Genomic DNA, 8,143 nt, shown 5'->3' on the forward strand with positions numbered 1-8,143 from the left:
AAAAACTCAAGAAGGATAGCCTATGATACATAAAATTCTTATCGCAAATCGTGGTGAGATCGCAGTTAGGATAGTCAGAGCTTGTAGGGATTTACACATCCAAAGCGTAGGAATTTACACAGCGCCAGACAGCGAATGCTTACATGTAAGGATAGCTGATGAGGCCTATCAAGTGGGCGAAGATCCAATCAAGGGCTATCTTGACGCCAAAGCTATCGTAAAGCTTGCTAAAGAGTGCGGGGCTGACGCGATACACCCAGGATACGGCTTTTTAAGCGAAAACTACGAATTTGCAAAGGCGGTCGAGGACGCTGGACTTATCTTTATCGGTCCAAAGGCTGAAGTGATCAGAAAAATGGGTGATAAAAATATCGCAAGATACCTGATGAAGAGAAACGGCATACCAATCGTTCCAGGCACAGAAAAGCTAAATGACGAGAGCATGGACGCCATAAAAGAGCACGCTAGACGCATCGGCTACCCAGTCATCTTAAAAGCAAGTGGAGGCGGAGGCGGACGTGGCATCAGAGAAGTTTGGCAAGAAGAAGATATGCAAGATGCCTTTGAGTCGTGCACCAGAGAAGCAAAGACCTACTTTAACAACGATGAAGTCTTTATGGAGAAGCTTGTCGTAAATCCTCGTCACATCGAGTTTCAAATTTTAGGCGATAACTACGGCAATATCATCCACCTTTGCGAGCGTGACTGCTCTATCCAAAGGCGCCACCAAAAGATAATCGAGATCGCACCTTGCCCATCTATCAGCGAAAATTTAAGAAAGATAATGGGCGTAACCGCGGTGGCCGCTGCAAAGGCTGTGGGCTACTCAAACGTAGGAACGATCGAGTTTTTGCTAGATGACTACAACAACTTTTACTTCATGGAGATGAACACCCGTATCCAAGTGGAGCATGGCATCACCGAAGAAATCACCGGCCACGACTTAGTCGTTAGACAGATAAGGATCGCAGCTGGCGAGATTTTAGAGATCGAGCAAAGCGACATCAAGCCGCGCGGCTACGCGATAGAGGCAAGGATCACAGCCGAGAATGTCTGGGAGAATTTCATCCCAGCACCAGGCACTATCGAGGGCTACTACCCAGCTCTTGGCCCATCTGTGCGCGTCGATAGCCACGTCTATAAAGACTACACCATACCGCCATTTTATGACTCACTTATCGCAAAGCTGATCGTAAAGGCGACCGACTACGACCTAGCGGTAAATAAGCTTGAAAGAGCGCTTGAAGAATTTACCATCGAGGGCGTGCGAACGATCATCCCATTTTTACTAACGATCAGCAAGAGTAAGGAGTTTAGAAGAGGATTTTTCGATACTAGCTACGTCGAGAAAAACTTAAAAACCATCCTTGAAAACACCTATGATGATATGAACAAAGAGCCAAACGACGACCTAGAAGAAGTCATCGTAGAGGCAATAAAAAGATATAAAAAGAAGAGATAAATTTATCTCATTTTGGCTTTGGCGGTAAATTTCGCCAAGGCTAAATTCTCGCGCAAACTGCGTACGTCTTGGCTCTGTCATTTGCACGGCGTAGAGCTTGTCACCGCTTATTAGCATAATCTGATCTGTAACTAAACCAAAATTTCAAACTCTATCTCTTTTAAAAACGAGCTATTTTTAGCGCTTATCAAAGCTGGCTTATTTTTGCGGTTTGCGAGTAGAATTTAACCATCGACTTAAGGAGAATGCTCCGCGCCACTTGTTTTAAATTTAAATATCACCTCGCCACTTTTGCCTCAACGGCATAGAGATGTCCGTTATTGCCAGCGGTGCCAAAGTAAAGCACACCCTCTCACGTAGGCAAACTAGCGTTTAGAGATATGCGCCAAGCTTTAGCCTTCAGATAGTTTTGCCTATTCTTGTACTATGTCTTTAGGTGGCACACTCTCATTTAAATTTTTTATCTTTTGCTCCACTTTTGAATGCTGCGCCGCTTAAAATTTCTTTACACTTTACTATAAGTGGCGAGCTCATTCGTACGCAAAAGTCCTCAAGTTCGTATGCTTTAGCGTAGTTTTAATTCTCTTTTATGGGCTACGTGGCTTTACCAAGCCAATTTACCTTATCATTAATCCTTTGTAACTCTCGCATTTAGTGATTGCTAGTTTTCTTAGCTATCTCTTGCCAGCTTCTTAAATTTATGAAAATCATGGTCTAAATTTGGCAACAAATGGGTCAAATTTAAAAGCGTGCTGAAATAAATTTGATAAAATTTGCCAAAATTTAGCAAATTAAAGGACTAATATGTTTTTAAAGCTAGATGAAATCGCTCAAAAGTTAGATCAAATTTTCTTGCCACTAGAGCAAGAGGGTATGACTGGCATGAGACTCTTGCTTCAAAATGATGTTAAAGCTACCACACAAGCACTTAAAAACGCACAAGAAGCTCTTGGCGTAAATTTCCCAGCTAAATTTACAAAGCTTTTAAGCAAATTTGACCTTGGAAATTTTGAAATTTGTAATGTTAGTTTTGGCTCCAAAGGCGACTACGCGAGTGAGCTAGTACGGCTAAATAGCGTAGATGAGTATGGCGGCAAATGGTGGCAAGGTGAAGCTCGCCCTTTAAATTTGATAGTCTTTGCCGTGGGTGATCCGTGGATATTTTTGCTTGATTGCACGAGTGGCGCAGTCTATGCATGGCTCTTTGGAGATGAGGAGCTTTGCAGCAGGCGCGTTGCGAGTGACTTTGAAAAATTTTTCATAGCGCTTGCTAGCATCGATATAGCAAGGCTAAATGAAGAAACCCTGCCATCAACCGAGCAAATCCTAAAATTTGTCCAAGCAGACGACACAGCACTTGATCTTTGGCAAGAGATGGCGCAAATTTAGTAAATTTAGGCTCTACTCAGCCTAAATTCTCTTTTATAAATTTATCCCAGCGATCGAAACAAAAACCACTTTTTATAAATTTAGTTTCGATATGTAACGCTCATTGCCTAAAGTAAAAATATAAAAATAAATTTAAATAAAAATTTTTTCTAGGAGAGTTAATATTCAACTACAAAAATTTGACGAATAGGAGCCAAAATGAGCGAGTATATCGAAAAAACGATGGAGTGGATAAAAAAGACCAATCCGGGTCAAGGCGTCTTTGTCCAGGCTGCGACCGAGGTACTAAACAGCCTCGAGCCGCTTATAAAAAGAGAGAGCAAGTACCAAAAGCACGCGATCCTAGAGCGCATCGTCATCCCCGAGCGCACGGTGATATTTCGCGTCACGTACACGGGCGATGACGGCAGACCGCAGGTAAATAACGGCTACCGCGTGCAGTTTAACTCAGCCGTGGGCCCCTATAAAGGCGGCATCAGACTGCATCCTAGCGTGGATCTTGGCGTGCTAAAATTTCTTGGATTTGAGCAAATTTTTAAAAACTCGCTCACCGGCGTAAATATCGGCGGCGCAAAAGGCGGCAGCACCTTTGATCCAAAAGGCAAGAGCGAGGGCGAGATAATGCGCTTTTGCCAAGCGTTTATGAGCGAGCTTTACCGCCACATCGGCAACACCGTAGACGTACCGGCAGGCGACATCGGCGTTGGCGCGCGCGAGATCGGCTATATGTTTGGACAGTATAAAAAGCTCACGGGTAGATTTGACGGCATACTAACGGGCAAAGGCCTAAACTGGGGTGGCAGCCTAGCGCGCACAGAGGCTACTGGATACGGACTAGTATATTTCACTCAAAACATGCTAAGAAAAGCTGGACTTGATCTAGAGGGCAAAAAATGCAGCATCAGCGGTAGCGGAAACGTCGCCATCTACACAGTCGAAAAGCTCTATCAAGCAGGCGCACTGCCTATCACCGTCTCTGATTCAAACGGATACGTCTATGACGCTGAGGGCATCGATATAGCGGTGCTTAAAGAGCTAAAAGAGGTCAAACGCGCGCGCCTTAGCGAATACGTTAAATTTAGACCGAACGCAAAATACGTAAGCGTAAACGAGTACAAAGAGGGTAGAAACGGCGTATGGGACGTGCCGTGCGACGGAGCGTTTCCGTGCGCGACGCAAAACGAGCTACATCTAGCCGACATCAAGACGCTCTACGCTAACGGCTGTCGCTTCGTGGCTGAGGGGGCAAATATGCCAAGCACGCTTGATGCGATAAATTTTATGCTCGCGCAAAAGGATTTTTACTTTGCTCCGGCAAAGGCGGCAAACGCGGGCGGCGTGGGCACAAGCGGCCTTGAGATGATGCAAAATGCTGGCATGACTTCGTGGAGCTTTGAGGAGGTCGATCACAGACTGCACGGCATCATGAATCATATCTTCGAGCTTAGCTACGAGACTAGCAAGGAGTTTGGCGACGAGGGAAATCTAGTACTTGGCTCAAATATCGCGGGCTTTAGAAAAGTGGCCGACGCGATGATAGATCAGGGATACGTGTAGGGCTGATTTTGCTCTTAGCTCTATAAATTTGCGTCCAAGTTAAATTTGGATGCAAATCAATATGAAATAGTTTTAGGCTTTTAGTTAAAAAAGAATTTGCCTTTTGTATGGCAAATTTTACTGACAAACTATCAAATTTACGCTAGTTTGAAGTATTATTTTATGCGGCGTTCGTTTTGACAAATTCGCGGTGGTGTGATATATGTGGATTTGAAGCTCACCTAAATTTAAAATATTGATACTAAGGTGGCGAGCAGATCACTATTTTTAGAGCATTTAATAGAAATTTTGTCAAAAAAGCTGGCGTGGTAGTAAATGGTGGAGTGGCGAGATTTGTGCAACAAATTTGAAAGTTTTTGCCATGTATGCTTTTGCTTGATTGCACGAGTGGTATGTTTATGTGTGGCTGTTTAAAGATGAAGAATTTGTAGCAAGCGCGTTGCGAGCGAGAAATTTTTATAGTGTTAGCTGGCATCGATATAACAAGGCAAAATGAAGAAGTCCTGACATAGGATGAGCAAACACTAAATTTTATTCAAGCAGATTATAGGATATTTGATTTTTGCCAAGAAATGGCTTATAAAATTTAGTAAATTTATGCTCATCCAGCCTAAATTCTCTTTTATAAATTTAAACTATAAACAAGCGAATTTTTTAGCAAATTTATACAGCTACTAGGCGAAATTTAGCTTATAACTCTCGCACAGGCACCATTAATTTACAACTCGAAAGAAGTTATCAAATTTACTCTTTCAGGCAAGCTCTTGCCTAGTCAAATTTCAGCAAAGCGGCCCATGTAATGGTTGGCAAAAAAAGGATGGAGCAAATTCTAGTAAGCAAAAATTAAAATTTGCTACATTTAATCCACGAACAAGCAAATTTTTCGTCAAATTTGGTCGCCACATAAAACCAAGAGTAGTCAAAGCTTTTTGTAAAAAGTATTATTAAAGCGATATCCCATTACCAAATTTAGCTAAATATTAGGCAAAATTTAGCTTAAAAATACTCACGCAAGTACTAAAAATTTGTAAGCTCGCAAGAGAGTCGATTTGCCTAGATTATTTTCAGCACAACATCCATATGAGCGATAACAAAGCGGGTAAATTCCAGCAAGTAAAGACCAAAATTTACTAAATTTAAGCCACATCCAAATTTTGCCTATCAAATTTAACCATAAGGTATATCAACCCTGCAAACGCCTTTGCGTAAATTTAACACATATAAAAATGATAGGATTTTTGAAAATAGTTATTTATAAGTTTTTGTATTAAAAAATTTAATGTAACAAAGAGCAAGCCCTAGCCTGCTCTTTGTTAGAATTTAACCCTTTTTTGGAGTTACAAGCATATTTACATAACGACCTTCTATTATAGGCTCTTTGTCGCGGTCAGCTTCATTTTTTATCATTTCCCAGACCTTCTCAAGCATGGCTACGCCAGCCTCTGGGGTACTCATCTCGCGACCCTTTAAAAATACACGAAATTTAACGTGTTTGCCATCTTGCAAAAACTCGCTTGCGTGTTTAACCTTGTAGTTTATATCGTTTTGGGCGATCTTGACAGAGAGTTTTATCTCTTTTATCTCGATGGTTTTTTGCTTTTTTTTAGCTTCTTTTTGCTTTTTCTCTTGCTGATAACGGAATTTACCATAGTCCATTATCTTGCAAACTGGCGGCTTCGCATCTGGCGCTATAAGCACTAGATCAAGCCCAAGCTTATTTGAGATCTCTAAAGCCTCATCTCTTGAGATGACACCGTATGCTGTGCCATCATCCCCTACACATCTTACTTCTCTCGCCCTTATGTCCTCATTGAGCAATACTTCATTTTCCTTACTCAAAAATGTACCTCACTAAGTTTATCCTTCGTTAAATTTATAAATTCCGCCAAGCTCATATCGCTCTGCGTCCTAGCCTGTCTGTCGCGTAGCGCAACGCTCTTGTTCGCTACTTCGTTGTCACCTAGCACAACTATCATAGGCACCCTTTGTTTTTCTGCCGTTCTTATTCTTTTATTTAAACTCTCATTTTTACTTGCGATCTCGCTATCGACGTTGATTTTTCTTAGCTCGCGTGAAATTTCTTTTGCATACTCTAAATGCGCGTCGCTAATAGGTACGATGACGACTTGCGTAGGAGCTATGAAAAATGGTAGCTCGCCAGCAGTGTGCTCAAGTAAAATTCCTATGAATCTCTCAAAACTGCCAAGCAGTGCTCTGTGAAGCATTACGGGGCGTTGTCTTTCGTTGTTTGCATCGATGTATCCTAGATCAAAGCGCTCTGGCAAGTTAAAATCAACTTGTATCGTGCCGCACTGCCACTTTCTCTTAAGCGCATCAGTGATCTTAATGTCGATTTTTGGACCGTAAAATGCGCCGCCACCCTCGTCGATGCCGTATTTAAAACCGTTTTCATCAAGCGCTTCTTTTAGCGCTTTGGTTGCAGTTTCCCAAATTTCATCCCCGCCGATCGCTTTTGCAGGCTTGGTCGAAATCTCCATCTCGTAATGAAAGCCGAAATTTTCCATTATTTTGCCGGCGAATTTTAAAATTTCTAGGATATTTTCTTTTATCTGGCTTGGCATACAAAAGATATGCGAGTCATCTTGTGCAAATTCGCGAACTCTAAAAAGTCCATGTAAAACGCCGCTTTTTTCATGGCGATGCACTACGCCGTATTCGAAAAATTTAAGCGGTAGATCGCGGTAAGACCTGATATCACTTTGATAAACTTTGATGTGACCAACGCAGTTCATCGGCTTTATGCCATATTCTGTCTCGTCGATCGTCGTAAAGTACATATTTTCTTTATAGTTTGCGTAGTGGCCGCTTCTTCTCCATACGTCGGCCTTTAAAAGCTCAGGCCCACGCACTGGCTCGTAGCCGCGGTCGCGGTGAGCTTTGTATAAAATTTGCTCTAACTTCGATCGCAACCGTCCACCATTTGGTAACCATATCGGCAAGCCGCCACCCACTTCTTCATCAAAAGTAAATAGTTTCATCTCGGTGCCAAGCTTTCTGTGGTCACGCTTTTTGGCCTCTTCGATGATTCGGATGTGCTCTTTTAAGCTCTCTTTATCTGCATAGGCTGTGCCGTAAATTCTAGTTAGCATCTCACGGCTCTCATCGCCGCCAAGATATGCGCCAGCCACGCGTGTAAGTTTGAAAAATTTTAAAAATTTAGTATTTGGTACGTGTGGTCCACGGCAAAGATCTTCAAAATCACCTTGTGAGTAGCTGCTCACTTCGCCATCTGGGATTCTTTTTAAGACCTCTTGTTTTAGGTCGTCATCTTTAAATTTATCGCTCATATTAGCTTTGGTTGAGCAGGTTTTTACGATGTCAAATTTCTTCTCAGCAAGCTCTTTCATCTTATCTTCGATTGCAGCTAGATCGCTCTCGCCTAGCTTCGTGCCCTCATCATCAACTCTAAAATCATAATAAAATCCATCTTCTACGTTTGGTCCGACAAAGAATTTTGCCTTTGGATAGAGTGATTTGATAGCTTGTGCCATTAGGTGCGCACAGGAGTGTCTAATAACGTGTAGTGCTTCTTTTGAGTTGTCAAAATAGATAGGCTCGGCACTACTCTCGCGCCCTGCGATACTTTGAGTATCGACTATTTCGCCATTTAGTTTGTATGCGATGATATCGCTCATTGTTTTTCCTTATATCAAATTGTCTTTTTTACGATAAAAGAACGATTAAGGATTTTATCTAAATGGGCTTTAAGCTAAA

At 42.1% G+C, this 8,143-nt stretch carries 5 protein-coding genes; 3 read left to right on the top strand and 2 right to left on the bottom strand.

The features are described from left to right. The first annotated feature begins 22 nt into the window (after positions 1-22). The 3 genes from F3G69_RS06305 to gdhA all read left to right on the top strand — a co-directional run bounded on the left by F3G69_RS06305 (position 23) and on the right by gdhA (position 4,408). Complete coding sequence (locus tag F3G69_RS06305; protein WP_054195976.1) at positions 23-1,462, top strand: acetyl-CoA carboxylase subunit A; 1,440 nt, start codon at positions 23-25, stop codon at positions 1,460-1,462. An 804-nt stretch (positions 1,463-2,266) separates the two neighbouring features. Next, positions 2,267-2,851 carry an SMI1/KNR4 family protein gene (locus F3G69_RS06310; protein WP_103600479.1) on the top strand — a complete coding sequence of 195 codons (585 nt, stop codon included), beginning with the start codon at positions 2,267-2,269 and terminating at the stop codon, positions 2,849-2,851. Positions 2,852-3,049: 198 nt separating this feature from the next. After that, positions 3,050-4,408, top strand: a complete 1,359-nt coding sequence (gdhA, locus tag F3G69_RS06315; protein WP_103600478.1) for an NADP-specific glutamate dehydrogenase — start codon at positions 3,050-3,052, stop codon at positions 4,406-4,408. Positions 4,409-5,728: 1,320 nt separating this feature from the next. Here gdhA and infC read toward each other — a convergent pair. Together infC and thrS are read right to left on the bottom strand one after the other, a co-directional pair. Beyond that, on the bottom strand, positions 5,729-6,247 hold the full coding sequence (gene infC, locus F3G69_RS06320) for a translation initiation factor IF-3 (protein ID WP_149714721.1): 519 nt from the start codon (positions 6,245-6,247) through the stop codon (positions 5,729-5,731). Then, positions 6,244-8,064, bottom strand: coding sequence for a threonine--tRNA ligase (gene thrS / locus F3G69_RS06325; protein WP_149714722.1), 1,821 nt, complete (start codon positions 8,062-8,064; stop codon positions 6,244-6,246). Before thrS ends, infC begins: the two co-directional genes overlap by 4 nt. Positions 8,065-8,143: the final 79 nt, after the last annotated feature.

It is taken from the genome of Campylobacter concisus (assembly GCF_902460625.1).
GTDB lineage: Bacteria > Campylobacterota > Campylobacteria > Campylobacterales > Campylobacteraceae > Campylobacter_A > Campylobacter_A concisus_AD.

Excerpts from the sequence above, each read along its gene's own strand:
- F3G69_RS06305 (WP_054195976.1), top strand. The coding sequence starts at position 23 with ATGATACATAAAATTCTTATCGCAAATCGTGGTGAGATCGCAGTTAGG.
- F3G69_RS06310 (WP_103600479.1), top strand. The coding sequence starts at position 2,267 with ATGTTTTTAAAGCTAGATGAAATCGCTCAAAAGTTAGATCAAATTTTC.
- gdhA (WP_103600478.1), top strand. The coding sequence starts at position 3,050 with ATGAGCGAGTATATCGAAAAAACGATGGAGTGGATAAAAAAGACCAAT.
- thrS (WP_149714722.1), bottom strand. The coding sequence starts at position 8,064 with ATGAGCGATATCATCGCATACAAACTAAATGGCGAAATAGTCGATACT.